Raw genomic sequence first — 19814 nt, 5'->3', positions numbered from 1 at the left:
GCATACCTGACCGTTTTACCCTCAGACCACGAGGCACCTCATGATCCGCGAAGAATTCCTGCGTTTGGCCGCTGCCGGCTATAACCGTATCCCCCTTGCACGCGAAACCCTGGCTGACTTCGACACGCCGTTGTCGATCTACCTGAAGCTGGCCGATCAGCCCAACTCCTATTTGCTGGAGTCGGTGCAGGGCGGCGAGAAGTGGGGGCGTTATTCGATTATTGGCTTGCCATGCCGCACTGTGTTGCGTGTGCATGATCATCAGGTCAGCGTGACCCATGACGGTGTCGAGATCGAAGCCTGTGAGGTTGAGGATCCACTGACCTTCGTCGAGCAGTTCAAGGCCCGTTACAACGTGCCGACCATCGCCGGCTTACCGCGTTTCAACGGTGGCCTGGTGGGCTATTTCGGCTATGACTGCGTACGTTATGTGGAGAAACGCCTGGGCAAGTGCCCGAACCCCGATCCTCTGGGTGTGCCGGATATTTTGCTGATGGTATCGGACGCCGTGGTGGTGTTCGACAACCTGGCGGGCAAGATGCACGCGATTGTGCTGGTCGACCCGGCTCAGCCTGAGGCTTATGAAGAAGGCCAGGCCCGGCTTGAGGCGCTGCTTGAACAACTGCGTCAACCGATTACCCCGCGTCGCGGCCTGGACTTTACAGCGCAGCAGTCGGCTGACCCGGTGTTTCGCTCCAGCTTCACCCAGGGCGATTACGAGAAAGCCGTCGATACCATCAAGGACTACATCCTTGCGGGCGATTGCATGCAGGTAGTGCCCTCGCAGCGAATGTCCATCGACTTCAAGGCTGCGCCCATCGACCTGTATCGCGCTCTGCGCTGCTTCAACCCTACGCCGTATATGTACTTCTTCAACTTTGGCGACTTCCATGTTGTGGGCAGCTCGCCGGAAGTGCTGGTACGGGTTGAAGACAATCTGATTACCGTACGCCCGATTGCCGGCACGCGTCCGCGTGGCGCAACCGAAGAGGCTGATCTGGCGCTTGAAGAAGACCTGCTCAGTGATGACAAGGAAATCGCCGAGCACCTGATGCTGATCGACCTGGGCCGTAATGACACGGGTCGTGTATCTGAAGTCGGTTCGGTCAAGCTCACCGAGAAAATGGTGATCGAGCGTTATTCCAACGTCATGCACATTGTGTCCAACGTCACCGGCCAGCTTAAAAGCGGGCTGACAGCGATGGATGCACTGCGGGCGATTCTGCCGGCGGGTACGTTGTCTGGCGCACCGAAAATTCGTGCGATGGAAATCATCGACGAACTGGAACCGGTCAAGCGCGGTGTGTATGGCGGGGCTGTGGGTTACTTCGCCTGGAACGGCAATATGGATACAGCGATTGCGATCCGTACTGCAGTGATCAAGGACGGAGAGCTGCATGTGCAGGCCGGTGGCGGCATTGTTGCTGATTCGGTCCCGGCCCTGGAATGGGAAGAAACGCTGAACAAGCGCCGAGCAATGTTCCGTGCCGTGGCCCTGGCCGAGCACACCCCGCGGGATTAAAAACCTGCAACCGGCTTGTGGGAGCGAGCGTGCCCGCTCCCTTCCACAGGCTTTAGTAATTCAGACTTAGCCCGATATTGGCGCCCTGTTGCGTCACGCCATCACTTTTCCTTACGTTATAAGTCGCCTGCAGCCTGAGGTCGGCGGTCAGCCTGTGGCTAGCCCCCAGGCTGATACGCCCGAGGTTGCTTGGCGGCGTATAGCCTTCGAGTTTGAAGCGATTGTTGGGCAGGCTGTTGAGCGCGGTATTCAGGCGCTGGGTATCGCTCTGGAACTCATGCTCATGGGCGGCTTCGCCGAACAGCAGAGTCTGTGGGGTGGCCTGGTAACTGGCGAGCAAACCCGCGCCCAGGCGCTTTGAAACCAGTGTCTGCTCTTCGTAGTTCAATGCAGTCGAACGTCGGCCCTTTTCTTCATAGCGGTTAACTTCCACCCGCGAGTAGTCGGCGCTGATAAAAGGCGACAGCTGCCACAGGTCTGCAGCCTGTGCGATTTCATACCCCAGGCGTGTACTTAATGCCCGCAGATGTCCGTCGGCCTGGCCTTGCTCCATGCCTTCACCCACACCAAGCGCGAATTTACGCTTTAGGCTGTCGTAATCCATCCTGCCCAAAGTCAGTGCGGCATCACCCCACCAGTGACTGTGCTGGTATTGGGCAAACACGCTGCCCATATAGCTGTTGAGCTTGTAGTCCGATTCATTGGCTCCGGTCTCCAGGCGTTGCCGGTAAAACCCGCCTGCAACGCCAAATCGCCAGGTTTCATCCAGCCTGTAGCTGGTGCCGATGTTCAGGTTGTAGCCTTTGCCATCGGCACTCACGGACGTGGCCTGCTTGTCGATTTCCAGGCGTTGCCCGCCACCGGCGAGCAGGGGTCTCCATTGGCCAACGGCTTGCCAATGGCCGTTATCGCCAGCCCATTGGTGACGCAGTTGGTCTTGATGGGCGTTTAGCGAGCCTTGGGCCATGACGGGTAACAAGGTCAGCTCCCATGGGGTGGCCAGCAATGAGTAGGCATAGTCGGCAATCAGCTGTTGCCCTGTCTCGGTGGGGTGTACCGAGTCGTTGAACAGCAGTTTGGCCGGGTTGGGGGTTGCGCTGTTGAGGCCGTACTGCGGGTTTTCCGTACACTCTTCGCCGTTGAAACAGGTCGCGACAAGGTCCTGCCCCAGTGCCAGGCCATAACGGGTGGGGTCTGCGATGGCTTCACGCAGCAGCAGCGGGATATTGAGGGGGATCACCTCGGCGTCAATCTGCGCCAGTTGCTGGGTTAGCTCATGATTGAACAGAGCGCTCAGGGCGCTGGTGCCAGCCTGTGTGGGTGTACCGTAAACGGCTGGCGTGAGGCCAAGATCGGGCAGCAGCCAGACCATGATGTAGCGTGCCCCTGCCTGTTGCAGGGTGTGGGCGCTTGCCGCCAGCCTTTGTGCGGCTTGGCCTGCTTCGGCGGGGTTGGTGACCTTGCCTTGGAGAAAGTCATTGCCGCCACCTGAAATGAAATACAACGCCTTGGGGTCAGCCGTGAAGCTGTTCTGCACAAGGTAGCCAGGCTTGCTGCGCAGGACGTAGCCGCCGACCAAGGCCCAGTCATCCGGGAAGGCGACCTTTGACTCGGTCTTGATGGAATTGAGTATCTGGTCTGTGCGATAGCCGCCCACCGCCCAGTTGTTGCCGTCGGGTTCCCCGGTGAGAAAGTTACCCGGCGATGTGGACGGGCGCAGATCTGCGGGTGCGATACCCAGTTTTATGCCCAGCCGAGTGGGCGCAACGCCAGCATATTCCTCACCCCGGTATTCCTTGTACGTCGGTCCGGTGAGATTGGTGAAACGCATGCCACTGCCTACCCCTGGATAATGCCCCGAGTCGCTCAGGCTGTCGCCGAACACAATCATGGTGGAGTACGGGGAGGGTGCTGCAACTGCTCGTTCACTGACGACGGACAAGATACATCCCGCCAGGGGGATAATTAGGGAAAACCTGCGCATGTGACGACCTGTTTTTATTATTTGGGTTATAGACCTTAGCAAGACAATCTGTATTAAATGTTTCATGCAAAACAAAGTCACAAAGTACTTAACAGGTGTTTTTCCCCGTATGTGCTGCCCCGTGTTGCACCTGTTGCAAGGCTACGTTACTGTGCCATGACGTAGAAATGAGACCCTTCCTGTGTTGATCATCAGCAAACTCTTTATGCGAGTTCTCAAGGCCCATGGCCGTTGGCGTTGGCGCGCCTAATATTTCTCTGCCGGCCTCGCCGGACCTGCCCCCTGCGTTTTCCTGAATGGCTACCCCTCGGTTGGTGTGTTCAATCCAGCAATCGAAACTGCGGGTAATGCATTCTGAAAACAGTTTTGAATGTCAGTGAATTCAGAGGTTTAGCAACATGTTGCTGATGATCGATAATTACGACTCTTTTACTTACAACGTTGTGCAGTACCTCGGCGAGTTGGGTGCCGAGGTCAAGGTGGTGCGCAACGATGAGTTGACCGTGGCCCAGATCGAAGCGCTCCAGCCCGAGCGCATTGTGGTCTCGCCCGGTCCATGCACGCCGAATGAGGCGGGCATCTCTCTTGAAGCCATCAAGCACTTTGCGGGCAAACTACCGATCCTGGGCGTGTGCCTGGGCCATCAGTCCATCGGCCAGGCCTTTGGCGGCGATGTGGTACGCGCGCGCCAGGTGATGCACGGCAAGACCAGTCCGGTTTATCACCTCGATACCGGAGTGTTCCAGGGTCTGAACAATCCGCTGACCGTGACCCGTTACCACTCGTTGGTGGTCAAGCGCGACACCCTGCCGGATTGCCTGGAGCTGACGGCCTGGACCCAGCTTGAAGATGGCTCGGTCGACGAGATCATGGGCCTGCGCCACAAGACGCTGAACATCGAAGGGGTGCAGTTTCACCCTGAGTCGATCCTGACCGAACAGGGTCATGAACTGTTTGCCAACTTTCTTAAACAAACCGGCGGCACGCGCTAAGGACTTCAAATGGATATCAAGACAGCCCTGAACCGTATCGTCGGTCACCTCGACCTGACCACCGATGAAATGCGTGATGTGATGCGCGACATCATGACCGGTCAATGCACCGAGGCGCAGATTGGCGCGTTCATGATGGGCATGCGCATGAAGAGCGAAAGCATCGACGAAATCGTCGGTGCCGTGACCGTGATGCGCGAGCTGGCAGACAAGGTTGAACTCAAGACCCTGGACGGCGTGGTCGATATCGTTGGTACCGGCGGCGACGGCGCGAATATTTTCAACGTGTCCACCGCTTCGGCGTTGGTGATTTCGGCCGCTGGCTGCACGGTGGCCAAGCATGGCAACCGCGCGGTGTCCGGTAAAAGCGGCAGTGCCGACCTGCTGGAAGCGGCCGGTGTGTACCTGAACCTGACCCCGGTTCAAGTTGCCCGCTGCATTGACAGCGTGGGCATCGGTTTTATGTTCGCACAATGCCATCATGGCGCCATGAAACATGCGGCCATCCCTCGTCGCGATCTTGGCCTGCGTACCCTGTTCAATATGCTTGGCCCGCTTACGAATCCGGCTGGTGTATTGCATCAAGTGGTCGGCGTGTTCAATCAGGCGCTGTGCCGGCCCCTGGCTGAAGTGTTGCAGCGTCTGGGCAGCAAGCACGTGCTGGTGGTGCACTCGCAGGATGGCCTGGATGAGTTCAGCCTGGCAGCACCGACCTTTGTAGCGGAATTGCATAAAGGTGAAATCAAGGAGTATTGGGTTCAGCCTGAAGACCTTGGCATCAAGAGCCAAAGCCTGTTTGGCCTGGTGGTCGACAGCCCGGAGCAATCGCTGGAGCTGATCCGTGATGCCTTGGGGCGGCGCAAAACCGAAGCAGGCCAGAAAGCGGCTGAAATGATTGTACTCAATGCAGGTGCTGCTCTGTACGCCGCGGACCTTGCCTACACACTCAAAGAAGGTGTGGAATTGGCCCACGACGCGCTGCATACCGGGCTGGCCCGGGAAAAGCTCGAAGAGCTCGGCGCCTTTACCGCGATTTTCAAGCAGGAGAATGAAGCATGAGTGTGCCAACCGTTCTGGAAAATATTCTGGCGCGTAAAGTTCAGGAGGTTGCCGAGCGCAGTGCGCGGGTAAGCCTGGCTGAACTTGAGCGTTTGGCCGCTCAGGCTGATCCTGTTCGTGGTTTTGCCAGTGCCTTGCTGGCGCAGGCCAGGAAAAAACAGCCCGCGGTGATTGCTGAAATCAAAAAGGCATCGCCGAGCAAGGGTGTGATTCGCGAGCACTTCGTGCCTTCCGAGATTGCTAAAAGCTATCAGGCAGGTGGCGCTACCTGCCTGTCAGTGCTGACCGATATCGACTACTTCCAGGGTGCCGATGCGTACCTGCAGCAGGCACGTGCCGCGAGTACTTTGCCGGTTATCCGCAAAGACTTCATGATCGACCCTTACCAGATCGTCGAAGCCCGGGCGTTGGGCGCCGACTGTGTGCTGTTGATCGTCTCTGCCCTGGACGACGTAAAAATGGCCGAGCTGGCGGCTGTTGCCAAAAGCGTCGGGCTGGATGTGCTGGTGGAAGTGCATGATGGCGATGAGCTTGAACGTGCGCTTAAAACCCTCGACACACCGCTGGTGGGTATCAACAACCGCAACCTGCACACCTTTGAAGTCAGCCTGGAAACCACGCTGGACCTGTTGCCGCGCGTTCCCCGTGACCGCTTGGTGATTACCGAAAGCGGCATTCTCAACCGGGCGGATGTGGAGTTGATGGAAATCAGCGAAGTGTATTCGTTCCTGGTGGGCGAAGCCTTTATGCGTGCCGAAAACCCGGGCAATGAACTGCAGCGCTTGTTCTTCCCTGAGCGTGCTACTGCAGTGACGGGCTCGACCCTGGATTGACCCAATCCCCCCCCCCGTGGGAGCGGGCTTGCTCGCGATAGCATCAGTGCGATTTGCCTGTCAGGCCACGGCACCTGAATCGCGGGCAAGCCCGCTCCCACAAGGGCTCAGTGTCTGATAAGGAATCCCATGACACCCATTCAGCAACTCACCGTCGAAGCCGGCCTCAAGGCTGAACAGGATTTACTGGCATCTGTGTGTGCTGGTGAGTGCGAGGCGGGTGTGCTGTTCTGGCAGCCCACCGACCGGGCGCTGGTCATGCCACGGCGCTTGAGTCGCCTGCCCGGTTTTGAGCAGGCCAGTGTCGAACTGGCTGCCAATGGCTGGCCAATCCTGCTGCGTGAAACCGGTGGCGAACCCGTTCCGCAATCGGCATCGACCGTCAATATTGCCCTGGTTTACGCACCTTTACCCAGTGAAGGCGATCATGGGCGTATCGAAACGGCTTATCGCCGTTTGTGCGAGCCCATCTGTGATTTGTTGACGCAATTGGGTGGGGAGGCGTCTTTGGGGGAGGTTGAAGGCGCGTTTTGTGATGGTCGCTTCAACGTCAATCTCAATGCCCGAAAACTGGTAGGCACCGCCCAGCGCTGGCGCCAGAGCAAAGGCGGGCAGCGCCCTGTCGGTCTTGTGCACGGTGCCTTGCTGGTGGATAACGAACGTGAGTCGATGGTGGCTGCAGTCAATCGATTCAATCGGTTATGCGATCTGGAGCAATATTGCATGGCCGACAGCCATATTGCGCTGCACGAGGCCTTTGCCGCTCCGGATTTCTTTGAGCGCCTGAGTGCCAGTTATCAACAGCTCCTGGCGCCCTTGCTCAAGGTTTAGCGCGTACCGAACACCACCATGGTCTTGCCTTTGACGCTTACCAGGTTCTGTTCTTCCAAGCTTTTGAGTACGCGTCCTACCATCTCTCGCGAACAGCCGACAATCCTGCCGATTTCCTGCCGAGTGATCTTGATTTGCATGCCATCGGGATGGGTCATGGCGTCCGGTTGCTTGCACAGTTCCAGCAGGCAGCGAGCCACTCTTCCGGTGACATCAAAGAACGCAAGATCACCGACCTTGCGTGTGGTGTTGCGCAGGCGCTGTGCGATTTGGCCACTCATCGCGTAAAGAATTTCTGGTTCTTGCTGGGTGTACTCTCGGAATTTTGGGTAGCTGATTTCAGCAACTTCGCACTCGGTCTTGGCTCGAACCCATGCACTGCGCGTCTGCTCCTGGCCTGCCTGTTCAAACAGACCCAGCTCGCCGATAAAGTCGCCGCTATTGAGGTAGGCAATGATCATTTCACGACCTTCCTCGTCTTCAATCAAAACCGTTACCGAGCCTTTGATGATGAAAAACAGGGTGTGTGAAGATTCGCCAGCGCAGATGATATTGCTCTTGGCGGGGTAGCGTTTGCGCTGGCAAAAAGTCAAAAACTTGTCGAGGTTTTTGATCTTGGGTATGGGAGTAAGAGCAACCATGGTTGTTTCCCGAAAAGCTGGCACAGTAAGGGTCAGATCTATTTTTATATAGAGTGCTAGCTGGCTGGCGCCGGCTATTTGGCGCCAGCTTACCAGACAGGTTCTGTGTGGTTAGTAGAATTTTCAGAGTGGCTTATCGGAGAAACGCTTCAGTGCGGCGAGTTATGAGTTTCTGGCCCTGTGCTAAGCTGGCGCCCCTTTTAAAACAGTGGAGTCTGGGCGATGAAGGCACGCATTCAATGGGCTGGCGAAGCCATGTTTTTGGGCGAATCCGGTAGTGGCCACGTTGTTGTAATGGATGGCCCGCCTGAGAGTGGCGGTCGCAACCTGGGCGTGCGTCCGATGGAAATGCTGCTGTTGGGCCTCGGCGGCTGCAGCAACTTTGACGTGGTCAGCATTCTCAAGAAGTCGCGTCAGGCGGTTGAGAGCTGTGAAGCGTTTCTGGAGGCTGAGCGCGCCACCGAAGATCCAAAGGTGTTCACCAAAATACACCTGCACTTTGTGGTCAAGGGTCGTGGTTTGAAAGAAGCCCAGGTCAAGCGCGCCATCGAGCTGTCGGCCGAGAAGTATTGTTCGGCTTCGATCATGCTCGGCGCTGCGGGTGTTGCCATCAGCCATGACTATGAAATTATTGAACTGGCCTGAGCGGACATTCAATTTTCATAAAAGCGATGCAGACTCTGGCGATCAGTCGCTGACGTCTGCATAATGCGCCACTTTTTTCAGGGTAGTGGCGGGGTTGATTCCCGGCCGCATGTCCGAACAGATAACCAAAATCGCCATCGCGAAGAGGTGTTAACCGTCCTACGCAGGTGCGTCCCACGCACTTGACGGGCATGCTGGATCACGCGGCCGAGCCGCATCGACATAGAGAGTTTTATAACGGTGAAAAGCAAACTCAAGCTCCACGGGTTCAATAACCTGACAAAGACCTTGAGCTTCAACATCTATGACATCTGTTATGCGGAAACCCCGCAAGACCAGCAGGCATATGTTGAGTACATCAATCAAGAGTACGACGCAGAGCGCCTGACGCAGATCCTTACAGATGTGGTTGATATCATTGGTGCCAACATCCTGAACATTGCCCGTCAGGATTACGACCCCCAAGGCGCCAGCGTGACTATTCTGATCTCCGAGCAGCCGGTAATACCTACCGAAAGCCAGATCGAAGAGTCCCCAGGCCCGCTGCCCGAGACCATCCTGGCTCACCTCGACAAAAGCCATATCACGGTGCATACCTACCCGGAAATTCATCCGGTTGATGGGATTGCAACATTCCGTGTGGATATTGACGTGTCGACGTGCGGCGTTATTTCACCGCTTAAAGCTCTCAACTATCTGATCCATCAGTTTGATTCGGATATCGTGACTGTCGATTACCGTGTACGGGGTTTCACCCGTGACGTGGAAGGCAAAAAGCACTTTATCGATCACGAGATCAATTCGATCCAGAACTACCTCTCCGAAGACACCCGCGACGGTTACCAGATGACCGACGTAAATGTGTACCAGGAAAACCTGTTCCACACCAAGATGCTGCTCAAGGAGTTCGAACTGGATAACTACCTGTTCGGCGATGCCACCAGCAATCTGTCGGTTGAACAGCGCGCCCAGGTCACTGAACGGGTGAAACACGAAATGCTCGAGATTTTCTACGCGCGCAACATGGCGTAAATTCTCGGCATATAAAAAGGCGGCTACCTCACGGTAGCCGCCTTTTTTTGTGCTTCGCAGAACCCCTGTGGGAGCGGGCTTGCTCGCGATGGCCTGACCACGGTTAGACAGAAAGGCCGCGGCGCTTGAATCGCAAACTGGCCTGCTTGCACAAAGACTGTGCTGTCAGATCCGGTAGGTGCTTTTGGTCATGACCTTGGCCATCAGGCTCATGCCGAACTTCACCGGGGCAGGGAAGCGAAAACCGCCGGCATTGAGCGCGGACTCTGCGTGCTGTTCTTCGTCGATACGCATTTGCTCAAGAATTGCCCGGGACTTTTCATCCTCAGGCGGCAGTTGCTCAAGATGCTCGTTCAGATGCTTGCACACCTGATCTTCAGTCGCTGCCACGAACCCCAGGCTGACTTTGTCGCTAATCAAGCCGGCAGCGGCGCCTATCCCGAAGGACATGCCGTAAAATAACGGGTTCAGCACGCTGGGGTGGCTATCCAGTTGACGGATGCGTTGTTCACACCAGGCCAGATGATCGATTTCTTCTTCCGCGGCATGTTCCATCGCCTCACGCACATGGGGAAGCTTGGCTGTCAGCGCCTGGCCTTGATACAAGGCTTGAGCACAGACTTCGCCGGTATGGTTGATACGCATCAGACCGGCAACATGACGCTTGGCCTGTGGGTCCAAAGGGTGTTCAGGTTTGACGATGGCAGGCGACGGCCGATGCGGCTGACCGCTGAACGGCAGCAGTGTTCGCAAGGCGGTATCGGCTTGTAACAGAAGACGGTCAATCGGCGAGTAGTGACGTTGGGTAGTCATGCTTACCTCCGGAAAAAATCACGGCGGTCAGTTTACCCCAATCCCGCAGCCGGGGTTTGCGTTGGATCACGGGTGAACGCGAGAGCCATCGGGCTCACGCGTCATAGTTATTGATCAATCAACCCGGCGGCCAGTTCATCTGGCGCTGACCCAGAACATGCATATGAATGTGGTAGACGGTCTGACCGCCCTTTTCATTGCAGTTCATCACCACGCGAAAGCCGTCTTCGCAGCCCAGCTCTTTGGCCAGACGCTGTGCCGTGAACAGGATATGGCCTGCCAGCGGCTTGTCTTCTTCGGTCAGGTCGTTGAGCGTGCGGATCGGTTTTTTCGGGATAACCAGAAAGTGGACCGGTGCTTGTGGGGCGATATCGTGAAAAGCCAACACTTGATCGTCTTCATAGATGATCTTGGCGGGTATTTCGCGGTTGATGATCTTGGTGAACAGAGTATCCAAAGCTGTGTCTCCGTGAGTGAAGTCCGGTCTGAGTGTACTCAGGGCAGTCAGTTACGCCCAGCCTCGTTAACGAGGGCAGTAGGATTTGTTGACTGAGGCGGCTATTTTTCGCGTCATCCAGCGTGAGAGCAGGCGTGGCAAGCGAGTTATCCAGCGATTGCGCCGCCCGGGAATGATGATCGCCCTGTTTTTGTCGAGTGCGCGCACAGTGTAGAGCGCAACTTCTTCTGGGGTCATGGCGCTGGTACTTTGCTTGATGGCGTCGGTATTCATGTTGGCTGCATCAAAAAAGCGGGTGCGGGTGATGCCGGGGCAAAGGACTGAAACCTTGATGCCGGTTTTTTTCACTTCCTCGCGCAAACCTTCGGAAAAATGCAGCACATAGGCCTTGCTCGCAAAGTAGGTACTGAGCCAGGGCCCGGGCTGGAAGGCGGCGATCGAAGCTACATTGAGAATTTGCCCGCCGCCCTGGACGGCCATCATATTGCCGACGGCGTGGCACAAGCGGGTGAGCGCCAGCACATTGAGCTCGATCAGATCTTGTTCGGCACTCCAGTCGTGGGCCAGGAACGGCCCGCAGGTGCCTATGCCCGCGCAGTTGACCAGCAGGTCGATCTGACGATCGCCTTCTTCGAGTTCGAGCAAAAAACCGGACAGGCGCAGGGGCTCGCCAAGATCACAGGCGCGGAACAACACCTCGATACCGAAACGCTGGGTCAGCTCAAGGGCAATGGTTTCCAGCGCATCCCGTTGGCGGGCCACCAAAATCAGGCTGCGCCCACGTCGGGCAAGGGCTTCAGCCAGGGCCAGGCCAATGCCGCTGGTGGCGCCAGTGATTAAAGCGTAACGGGTCATGCTGTTCTCCATTGCAACGGTACAGTCCGGTGACAATGATGTCCCTGGCGTTAACGCGTTCATTAAGGCACGCAGTCTACAGGCTGTTGCTGTTCACTGCGTTGATCACCGCAGTCATCAGGCCCAAAGCCAGCACGGCAACCATCGCGCAAATGCCCAATCCAATCAAAAAGATCGTGATTGCCGCCAGCACGTTGACGGCCCGGCTGTTGGGCGGTGGCGGCGGGCCATATTTATTTGGGCCGGGCGTGCCGGGCATCAGCAGCATCATGAGGGACAGAACCAGATTGGCCACTGGCACCAGATGCAGCAACAGCATCCAGGCAGACCAGTTTATGTCGTGTAAACGCTGGGCGCTGATTCTCAGGCTGATGATGAAGTAGGCCAATGTGAGCGTTGCACCACAGGTAATGCCAAGCGTGGGGGAAACCTTGACGGCAAGCAGCACCAGCAGTGACGTGATCATGGCGATGATGCTGATGATCATGCTCCAGGCCAGTAGCCGTAAACGCCCGATCCGGCCGCTGAATCCCAAAGGGTCAAGCGGTGCGTAGTGTTCTTGAGGGGTTTTGTCCAGGCTCAGCTCGGGCATGGTGGCTTCCTTGTCCGGATGTGTTTAACAAAAGCCCGCCGGGATTGGCGGGCTTGGTGCTGTCAGTGATGCGGCCAATGTCGGGCCAGCGTCGAAGTGAGGTTATGCGCCTTGCGGTATTCCTCATCGAGGCGTGCAATCAATTGATCGGTGGTGGGTAGATCGTGGATTTCTCCTACGCCTTGGCCCGCAGACCAGACCGTTTTCCATGCTTTGGCTTCATCGGTCAGCGGTTTGAGCCTGGCTTCGCTTTTGCCCTGGAGTGCCGCAAGGTCGAAACCTGCATTTTCAAGGCTTTGGCGCATAAAGCTGGCGGGTACCCCTGACACTGCCGGGGTGTGGATGATATCGGCAGCGCGGGATGCCAGCAGCATCTCTTTGTAGGCATCAGGCGCTTGGCTCTCTTGTGTAGCGATAAAGCGCGTGCCGAGGTAGGCAAGGTCTGCGCCCATAATCTGCGCGGCCAGGATTTCGTGGCCGTGGTTCAGGCAACCCGAGAGCAATACGGTTTTGTCGAAGAACTGGCGAATTTCGGCCAGCAATGCAAACGGGCTCCAGGTGCCCGCATGGCCACCGGCTCCGGCGGCGACGGCAATCAGCCCGTCGACCCCGGCTTCTGCGGCTTTTTCGGCATGACGACGGGTGGTGACATCGTGGAACACCAGCCCGCCATAACTGTGGACGGCATCCACCACCTCTTTGACTGCGCCCAGGCTGGTAATGACGATGGGTACCTTGTGCTCGATGCAGATCGCCAGGTCCGCCTGTAGCCGTGGGTTGCTGTTGTGCACGATCAGGTTCACGGCGTAGGGCGCAGGGTTATCCAATGTGGCGAGCCCGGCTTCGATCTCTTCCAGCCAGGCCTTGAACCCGCTGCTTTCACGCTGGTTGAGTGCAGGGAAGCTGCCCACTACCCCGTTGCGACAGCAGGCCAGCACCAGTTGCGGGTTGGAAATCAGAAACATGGGCGCAGCAACTACCGGCAGGCGCAAGCGTTGTTCAAGCAGGGCGGGCAGCGACATTGGATAACCTCGGCTAGTCAGGATGTGAGTTTAAAACGGTTTGACCACCACCAGAATTACGATAGCCAGCAAGAACAACACCGGTACTTCGTTGAACCAACGGTAGAACACGTGAGTGCGTTTGTTTTCACCACGGGCAAAACGCTTTACCTGTGCGCCGCACATATGGTGATAACCAATCAGCAGAAACACCAGTGTCAACTTGGCGTGCATCCAGCCTTGGCTGAGAAAGCCTGGGCTTAGCCACAATAGCCAGCCGCCGAAGATCAGGGTCGCAATCATTGCAGGCCCCATGATGCCGCGATACAGCTTGCGTTCCATGATGCTGAAGCGTTCTTTGCTGACGGAATCTTCGCTTTGTGCGTGGTAAACAAAGAGGCGGGGCAAGTAAAAAAGGCCTGCAAACCAGCAGACAATGCTGATGATGTGGAAGGCTTTTAGCCATAGATAAAGCATTTTTAGTTATTCCCAGGTTCACGGTAGATCAAATAGTAGTAGTAGAGCGTCTGTGAGTCACCTTGGCGGTTGTCGCAGGGGCGCGCTGACCCTATTATCAAAGGCTTTCCAGTGGTTTCGTTGAGGGCAGGTTATGGTCAAGGTCGGTATTGTCGGCGGCACGGGTTACACCGGGGTCGAATTGCTGCGTTTGCTGGCACAGCATCCGCAGGCAGAAGTGGTAGTCATCACTTCTCGATCCGAGGCGGGCCTGCCGGTTGCCGATATGTATCCCAACCTGCGCGGCCACTATGACGGCCTGGCCTTCAGCGTGCCGGACACGCAAACCCTGGGCGCGTGCGATGTGGTGTTCTTCGCTACACCTCACGGCGTAGCCCATGCCCTGGCGGGTGAACTGCTGGCCGCAGGCACCAAAGTTATCGACCTCTCTGCTGACTTCCGTCTGCAGGATGCCGAAGAGTGGGCCAAGTGGTACGGTCAGCCCCACGGTGCGCCAGAATTACTGGACGAAGCCGTATACGGCCTGCCGGAAGTGAACCGCGAGCAAATCAAAAAGGCCCGCTTGATCGCTGTGCCAGGTTGCTATCCGACCTCGGCGCAGTTGGGTTTCCTGCCGCTATTGGAGGCCGGTCTTGCAGAGACGACGCAGTTGATTGCTGACTGCAAGTCAGGTGTGAGCGGTGCCGGTCGGGGTGCCAGTGTGGGCGCGCTGTATGCCGAAACGTCAGAAAGCATGAAGGCGTATGCCGTTAAAGGTCATCGTCATTTGCCAGAAATTCGTCAGGGTCTGCGCCGCGCAGCGGGCAAGGATGTGGGGCTGACCTTCGTTCCGCATTTGACGCCGATGATCCGTGGTATCCATTCCACGCTGTACGCAACCGTGGTTGATCGCTCCGTTGATCTGCAGGCCTTGTACGAGAAGCGCTATGCCAACGAACCTTTCGTCGATGTGATGCCGGCTGGCAGCCACCCTGAAACCCGTAGCGTTCGCGGTGCCAACGTATGCCGTATTGCGGTGCATCGTCCGCAGGATGGCGACCTGGTGGTGGTGTTGTCGGTGATCGACAACCTGGTCAAGGGCGCGTCTGGCCAGGCCGTGCAGAACATGAACATCATGTTCGGTCTGGATGAGCGTCTGGGCTTGTCCCATGCTGGGATGTTGCCTTGACTGCAGCGTAGATTTGCGGCTTCAAACGGCAAGCGGGCAGTGCTTCGCTTGCCGTTGCTACTTATGAATAGTTGACCGCTTTTCTAGGAGAAGCGGATAATGCGCGTCATCACGCATTATGGCGGCATAACGCCGGGAGATAGTCAGCATGAGCGTCGAATCCTTCACCCCCATGGCTTTGCAATTCACCGAAGGTGCTGCGCACAAGGTGAAGAGCCTGGTCGATGAAGAGGGTAATGATCGTTTGAAGTTGCGCGTATTCGTTACGGGCGGCGGTTGTTCCGGTTTTCAGTATGGCTTCACCTTCGATGAAGAAGTGGCCGATGACGACACCCTGGTTGAGCGCGAAGGCGTTAGCCTGGTGGTCGATCCCATGAGCTTCCAGTACCTGGCGGGTGCCGAGGTGGATTATCAGGAAGGTCTGGAAGGCTCGCGCTTTGTAATCAAGAACCCGAATGCCACCACCACCTGTGGTTGCGGCTCGTCGTTCTCGATCTGATTGCATTAACAGGCTTTAAACTCAACGCCGCGTCGATTCGCGGCGTTTTGCTGTCTGGCGTTTGGCGGAGGAGTCAGGCGGGGTAGATGGCGCCCAGCACGCGAAGGCCGCGTGCGCCGGTAACGCTGGGGCGGTTGGTGGGGATGCCTTCCAGGCAGCAGTGGGCAAGCCAGGCAAAGGCCATGGCTTCAACCCAGTCAGGGTCAACCCCCTTGGCCTGGGTGCTGCTCACTCGAGCGGGTGCAAGCAAATCGCCAAGGCGGGCCATCAAGGCTGCGTTATGGGCGCCACCACCGCATACCAGCAGCTCGTCCGTGTGTGGCTGGGCTGTTTGCAGCGACTGCACGATGGTCTGTGCGGTGAGTTCCAGCAAGGTTGCTTGAACGTCTTCGGCAGGAAAGGTCGGCAGATTGAACAGGTGCTGCTTCAGCCATGCGAGGTTGAATACCTCACGGCCTGTGCTTTTTGGGCCCTGGGTCTGGAAGAACGGGTCGCTGAGCAGGGCGTTGAGCAGCAGCGGTTCAACCTTGCCGCTGGCTGCCCAGTCGCCGTTGCGGTCATAGAGTTCGCCACGTTTTTCCTGTATCCAGGCATCCAGCAAGACGTTTCCGGGGCCGCAGTCGAATCCTGCAACGGGAAGGGCGGGGGTTATCAGGCTCAGATTACTGAAGCCGCCTACGTTCAGTACCGCGCGGTTGCCGCCTTCACCTGTGAACAAGGCCTCGTGGAACGCAGGAACCAAGGGCGCGCCCTGGCCCCCGGCAGCCACATCGCGACGACGGAAATCACCGACGACGCAGATGTCAGTCAGTTCGGCCAGCAGTGCCGGATTGCCGATCTGCACGGTAAAGCCCCGGGCGGGCTCGTGGCGAATGGTCTGACCATGACTGCCGATTGCGCGGATATCAGCAGGGGAGAGTTGTTGCTGTGCGAGAAGGGTGTTGACGCCCTGAGCCGCCAGCTCGACCCAGTGGTTTTCGGCAATTGCACAGCGGGCCACTTCATCTGCGCCGCTGGCGCACAAGCCAAGCAACTCGCTGCGCAAGGCCTTCGGCATGGGGGTGTAATGGGTGGCGAGCAATCTGATGCCTGCCTCCAGCTCTATAAGGGCAATGTCCATACCGTCCAGGCTGGTTCCGGACATCACGCCTATATAGAGGGCCATGGCTTAGCGCTTGCTCGAGGCCAGAAGAGTGGCCTTTTCCTGGTTCATGCGCGCCATCAACGGCTGGCTCTGCTGCAGGAAGCGGGTGCGTTCGGCCTTGGCGATCGGGTCGGCCATCGGCAGTTTCTGGCCCAGCGGGTCAACGTGTACGCCGTTAACCTGGAATTCGTAGTGCAAGTGCGGGCCGGTCGAAAGGCCGGTAGTACCGATATAGCCAATCACCTGGCCCTGCTTGACCGAACCGCCGGTTTTCACGCCCTTGGCGAAGCCTTGCATGTGCCCGTAAAGGGTACGGTAGGTGTTGCCGTGTTGAATGATCACGGTGTTGCCATAGCCTCCCCGACGGCCGGCTAGAAGCACTTTGCCGTCACCGGTAGCCTTGATTGGAGTACCGCGTGGCGCTGCGTAATCCACACCTTTGTGGGCGCGGATCTTGTTCAGGATCGGGTGCTTGCGGCCTGAGGAAAAGCGCGAGCTGATACGGGCAAAGTCCACCGGTGTGCGGATGAATGCCTTGCGCATGCTGCTGCCATCAGCGGTGTAGTAATTGCTGATCCCCTGTTTATTGGTATAGCGCACTGCGGTGAAGGTTTTGCCGCGGTTGGTAAAGCGTGCAGAGAGGATATTGCCGGTGCCAACGGTTTTGCCGTTGATCACTTTTTGCTCATAGATCACTTCAAACTGGTCGCCAGGGCGAATGTCCTGGGCGAAGTCGATGTCGTAACCGAATACTTTGGCCATATCCATCGTGGTGCTGTGTGGCAAGCCTGCGCGCTGACCCGAAACAGACAGGGAGCTGCTGATCACGCCGTGTGCATACGCCGAACGCATGGTCGGCTGGGTGGTCACGCGGCGAAAGGTATAGCCTTTGGCGGTTTTGTTGAGGGTGATGGTCTCCAGGTCGCTGACCTGGCTGTGCAGCTTGTTCAGCTGCTGACCGTCGGGGCTCATTTCAAATTCGAGTTTCTGGCCGTGCTTGAGCTGGCTGAACTGCTTGGCTTGCTTGTCGCTTGCCAGTACTTCATGCACGGAGGTCGCAGGCAGGCCGACCTTCTGGAACAGGGTTGAAAGCGTATCGCCCTTGCTGACGATCACTTCGCGGTGGCTTGGGGCAGGGGCAACTTCTGGCTCGACTTTGGCGGTCGCTACCGGGGCGCTGTCCTGCTGTTCAATCTGGGCAAATGGCGATGGATTCGCTTCATTTGTGGCTTGAACGAGATCTGCAGCGTCTTGATCTTGTGTCAGTTGTTCTGCCGGGCTTTCCAGCTCCAGATTCAGGGTCGTTCTTTTGGCTTCTACTTCGCTGGAGGGAAATACCAGCAAGGCCAGACTTAAGAGGGCGGCGATACCACTTGCGGCAAGCAGGTGGGTCTTCGGATAAAGCGGTGGCGCTTTAGGCGGTTGACTGGTCATAGATGATTTTGACTTTGAGATAAGGATGAATTGGAAAAGATGACTGACACAATGAATATGAAATAACTGTATAAAATATAACCAAATCGCCCTTGAAGCAAGTCTGCGAACCATTCGCGCGCGGATAGTCGGCCGTATGCCTGCCGGAACTTGTAATTAGTCCCTGATCTTGTATCGTTGGTTCCCTTTGAATTTGAGCCTTACGGGTCTGATATGAAGTCGGTAGAAGAGCAGCTAGCGCTAATCAAGCGGGGTGCCGAAGAGGTACTGGTCGAGTCTGAATTGGTCGAGAAACTCAAGCGCGGTCAGCCGTTGCGAATCAAGGCCGGCTTCGACCCTACGGCGCCCGATCTGCACTTGGGTCATACCGTGCTTATTAATAAGCTGCGCCAGTTCCAGGAACTGGGTCATCAGGTGATCTTCCTGATTGGTGATTTCACCGGGATGATCGGTGATCCAAGTGGCAAAAGCGCAACCCGTCCACCGCTGACGCGTGAGCAGGTGCTCGAGAACGCCGAGACCTACAAGACTCAGGTGTTCAAGATCCTTGATCCGGCAAAAACCGAGGTGGCATTCAACTCCACCTGGATGGATCAAATGGGGCCTGCCGACTTCATTCGGCTTACCTCTCAATACACCGTTGCTCGCATGCTTGAGCGCGATGACTTCGACAAGCGCTACACCACCAATCAGCCTATCGCGATTCACGAGTTCCTTTATCCGCTTGTGCAGGGTTATGACTCGGTTGCGCTCAAGGCAGACGTTGAGTTGGGCGGTACTGATCAGAAGTTCAACTTGCTGATGGGTCGTGAGTTGCAGCGCGGCTACGGTCAGGAAGCTCAGTGTATTGTGACCATGCCTTTGCTCGAAGGTCTGGATGGCGTCAAGAAGATGTCCAAGTCCCTGGGTAACTATGTCGGTATCCAGGAAGCGCCAGGCGTGATGTACAGCAAGCTGGTTTCCATTCCTGATGCTCTGATGTGGCGTTACTTTGAATTGCTGAGCTTTCGTTCCATGGACGAAATCAATGCATTCAAGGCTGAAGTCGAAGCCGGTGCCAATCCTCGAGACATCAAGATCAAGCTGGCTGAAGAGATTGTTGCCCGCTTCCACGGTGAGGAGGCTGCTGCCAATGCGCATCGTGGCGCCGGTAACCGGATGAAGGATGGCGAGCTGCCTGATGATCTGCCGGAGGTTGAACTGACTGCTACTGAGGATATGCCTATTGCTGCTGTCCTTAATAAAGCGGGCCTGGTGAAGAACTCTGCAGTGGCGCGCGACCTGCTGGGGTCGGGTGGTGTGCGTATAGATGGTGAAGTGGTTGATCGCACCTATATATATGCATTGGGTTCCACCCATGTGTGTCAGGCAGGTAAGAAGGCTTTCGCGCGAATCACCCTGAAAGCCGAGTAATGCTGGGGTTTAGGGTTAATTGATAGGTTTGTTCAATTAACCCTTGACTCGGAATTGTAACTGTCTATAATTCGCCCCACTTCCGGCGCAGTCGAAACGGAAAACTCCTTGAGTTTCAATGAGTTGGATGGTTTTCGGCGGTGTCAGCTTCAAGTCATCGAAGCAGGAAATGAGGTGTTGACAGCAGCGTGTAACGCTGTAGAATTCGCCTCCCGCTAACGAGAGATCGAAAGCGCAAGTGGTTGATGTTACAGAGGAAACTTTGAAAACATCTTAAAATAACCGCTTGACAGATACAGAGGCTGCTGTAGAATGCGCGCCTCGGTACAGCGAAAGCTGACCAACCGCTCTTTAACAATTGAATCAAGCAATTCGTGTGGGTGCTTGTGGAGTCAGACTGATAGTCAACAAGATTATCAGCA

The 19814-nt window shown here is 56.7% G+C and carries 20 protein-coding genes; 10 read left to right on the top strand and 10 right to left on the bottom strand.

All coding sequences use genetic code 11. The features are described 5' to 3' along the window. Positions 1 to 40 precede the first annotated feature (40 nt). A complete protein-coding gene (trpE, locus tag HBN79_RS04865; protein ID WP_095019503.1) occupies positions 41 to 1522 on the top strand; it encodes an anthranilate synthase component I in 1482 nt (493 codons plus the stop codon). 52 nt (positions 1523 to 1574) lie between these two features. Here trpE and estP read toward each other — a convergent pair whose 3' ends face one another. Then, positions 1575 to 3506 (bottom strand): esterase EstP, encoded by a 1932-nt coding sequence (gene estP, locus HBN79_RS04860; protein WP_169916413.1) that lies wholly within the window; start codon positions 3504 to 3506, stop codon positions 1575 to 1577. A 398-nt stretch (positions 3507 to 3904) separates the two neighbouring features. Between estP and HBN79_RS04855 the strand changes: the two genes are divergently transcribed. The 4 genes from HBN79_RS04855 (at position 3905) to HBN79_RS04840 (ending at position 7221) form a co-directional block, all read left to right on the top strand. Further along, positions 3905 to 4498 carry an aminodeoxychorismate/anthranilate synthase component II gene (locus HBN79_RS04855; protein ID WP_094999949.1) on the top strand — a complete coding sequence of 198 codons (594 nt, stop codon included), beginning with the start codon at positions 3905 to 3907 and terminating at the stop codon, positions 4496 to 4498. 9 nt (positions 4499 to 4507) lie between these two features. Then, a complete protein-coding gene (gene trpD, locus HBN79_RS04850) occupies positions 4508 to 5557 on the top strand; it encodes an anthranilate phosphoribosyltransferase (protein WP_094999950.1) in 1050 nt (349 codons plus the stop codon). Beyond that, positions 5554 to 6390 (top strand): indole-3-glycerol phosphate synthase TrpC, encoded by an 837-nt coding sequence (trpC, locus tag HBN79_RS04845; protein WP_169916412.1) that lies wholly within the window; start codon positions 5554 to 5556, stop codon positions 6388 to 6390. The genes trpD and trpC overlap by 4 nt, the downstream gene beginning before the upstream one ends. Before the next feature lie 129 nt (positions 6391 to 6519). Then, on the top strand, positions 6520 to 7221 hold the full coding sequence (locus HBN79_RS04840) for a lipoate--protein ligase family protein (RefSeq protein ID WP_169916411.1): 702 nt from the start codon (positions 6520 to 6522) through the stop codon (positions 7219 to 7221). Here the strand turns inward: HBN79_RS04840 and crp are convergent. Next, the gene (crp, locus tag HBN79_RS04835) at positions 7218 to 7862 is read right to left on the bottom strand and encodes a cAMP-activated global transcriptional regulator CRP (RefSeq protein WP_094999953.1); all 645 of its coding nucleotides are present in this window, start codon (positions 7860 to 7862) and stop codon (positions 7218 to 7220) included. The genes HBN79_RS04840 and crp overlap by 4 nt on opposite strands. 222 nt (positions 7863 to 8084) lie before the next feature. Here crp and HBN79_RS04830 point away from each other — a divergent pair, with 222 nt between their 5' ends. Beyond that, positions 8085 to 8507, top strand: a complete 423-nt coding sequence (locus HBN79_RS04830) for an OsmC family protein (RefSeq protein ID WP_016782405.1) — start codon at positions 8085 to 8087, stop codon at positions 8505 to 8507. A 240-nt stretch (positions 8508 to 8747) separates the two neighbouring features. Further along, positions 8748 to 9539, top strand: a complete 792-nt coding sequence (speD, locus tag HBN79_RS04825; protein WP_016782404.1) for an adenosylmethionine decarboxylase — start codon at positions 8748 to 8750, stop codon at positions 9537 to 9539. Between the two features lie 165 nt (positions 9540 to 9704). On the opposite strand, the gene coq7 is transcribed toward speD, so the two are convergent. The 6 genes from coq7 to hemJ all read right to left on the bottom strand — a co-directional run bounded on the left by coq7 (position 9705) and on the right by hemJ (position 13734). Next, positions 9705 to 10352, bottom strand: coding sequence for a 2-polyprenyl-3-methyl-6-methoxy-1,4-benzoquinone monooxygenase (coq7, locus tag HBN79_RS04820; RefSeq protein ID WP_094999954.1), 648 nt, complete (start codon positions 10350 to 10352; stop codon positions 9705 to 9707). Positions 10353 to 10470: 118 nt separating this feature from the next. Further along, a complete protein-coding gene (locus tag HBN79_RS04815) occupies positions 10471 to 10809 on the bottom strand; it encodes a histidine triad nucleotide-binding protein (protein WP_094999955.1) in 339 nt (112 codons plus the stop codon). A 66-nt stretch (positions 10810 to 10875) separates the two neighbouring features. Next, the gene (locus HBN79_RS04810; protein ID WP_095019508.1) at positions 10876 to 11664 is read right to left on the bottom strand and encodes an SDR family oxidoreductase; all 789 of its coding nucleotides are present in this window, start codon (positions 11662 to 11664) and stop codon (positions 10876 to 10878) included. A 76-nt stretch (positions 11665 to 11740) separates the two neighbouring features. After that, a complete protein-coding gene (locus tag HBN79_RS04805; RefSeq protein ID WP_094999957.1) occupies positions 11741 to 12256 on the bottom strand; it encodes a DUF805 domain-containing protein in 516 nt (171 codons plus the stop codon). Between the two features lie 62 nt (positions 12257 to 12318). Beyond that, positions 12319 to 13278: a nitronate monooxygenase family protein gene (locus HBN79_RS04800; RefSeq protein WP_094999958.1), complete on the bottom strand. Its 960-nt coding sequence runs from the start codon at positions 13276 to 13278 to the stop codon at positions 12319 to 12321. Between the two features lie 30 nt (positions 13279 to 13308). Further along, the gene (hemJ, locus tag HBN79_RS04795; RefSeq protein WP_094999959.1) at positions 13309 to 13734 is read right to left on the bottom strand and encodes a protoporphyrinogen oxidase HemJ; all 426 of its coding nucleotides are present in this window, start codon (positions 13732 to 13734) and stop codon (positions 13309 to 13311) included. Positions 13735 to 13867: 133 nt separating this feature from the next. Here hemJ and argC point away from each other — a divergent pair, with 133 nt between their 5' ends. Together argC and erpA are read left to right on the top strand one after the other, a co-directional pair. Further along, on the top strand, positions 13868 to 14902 hold the full coding sequence (gene argC / locus HBN79_RS04790; RefSeq protein ID WP_095020428.1) for an N-acetyl-gamma-glutamyl-phosphate reductase: 1035 nt from the start codon (positions 13868 to 13870) through the stop codon (positions 14900 to 14902). Between the two features lie 148 nt (positions 14903 to 15050). Beyond that, positions 15051 to 15401, top strand: coding sequence for an iron-sulfur cluster insertion protein ErpA (erpA, locus tag HBN79_RS04785; RefSeq protein WP_016782396.1), 351 nt, complete (start codon positions 15051 to 15053; stop codon positions 15399 to 15401). 73 nt (positions 15402 to 15474) lie between these two features. Here the strand turns inward: erpA and HBN79_RS04780 are convergent, their stop codons facing one another. Both HBN79_RS04780 and HBN79_RS04775 read right to left on the bottom strand, forming a co-directional pair. After that, positions 15475 to 16566: an anhydro-N-acetylmuramic acid kinase gene (locus HBN79_RS04780; RefSeq protein ID WP_095019510.1), complete on the bottom strand. Its 1092-nt coding sequence runs from the start codon at positions 16564 to 16566 to the stop codon at positions 15475 to 15477. A 3-nt stretch (positions 16567 to 16569) separates the two neighbouring features. Further along, positions 16570 to 17979, bottom strand: a complete 1410-nt coding sequence (locus tag HBN79_RS04775; protein ID WP_094999962.1) for a peptidoglycan DD-metalloendopeptidase family protein — start codon at positions 17977 to 17979, stop codon at positions 16570 to 16572. Positions 17980 to 18192: 213 nt separating this feature from the next. Between HBN79_RS04775 and tyrS the strand changes: the two genes are divergently transcribed. Continuing rightward, entirely contained in the window at positions 18193 to 19392 is a 1200-nt protein-coding gene (gene tyrS / locus HBN79_RS04770) for a tyrosine--tRNA ligase (RefSeq protein WP_094999963.1), read from the top strand. Positions 19393 to 19814 lie beyond the last annotated feature (422 nt).

The organism is Pseudomonas sp. WS 5051, from assembly GCF_012985715.1.
In the GTDB taxonomy this organism is placed as follows: Bacteria; Pseudomonadota; Gammaproteobacteria; order Pseudomonadales; family Pseudomonadaceae; genus Aquipseudomonas; species Aquipseudomonas bubulae.
The sequence above is the reverse complement of the archived record's forward strand: the minus strand, read 5'-3'. Positions and strand labels throughout refer to the sequence as shown.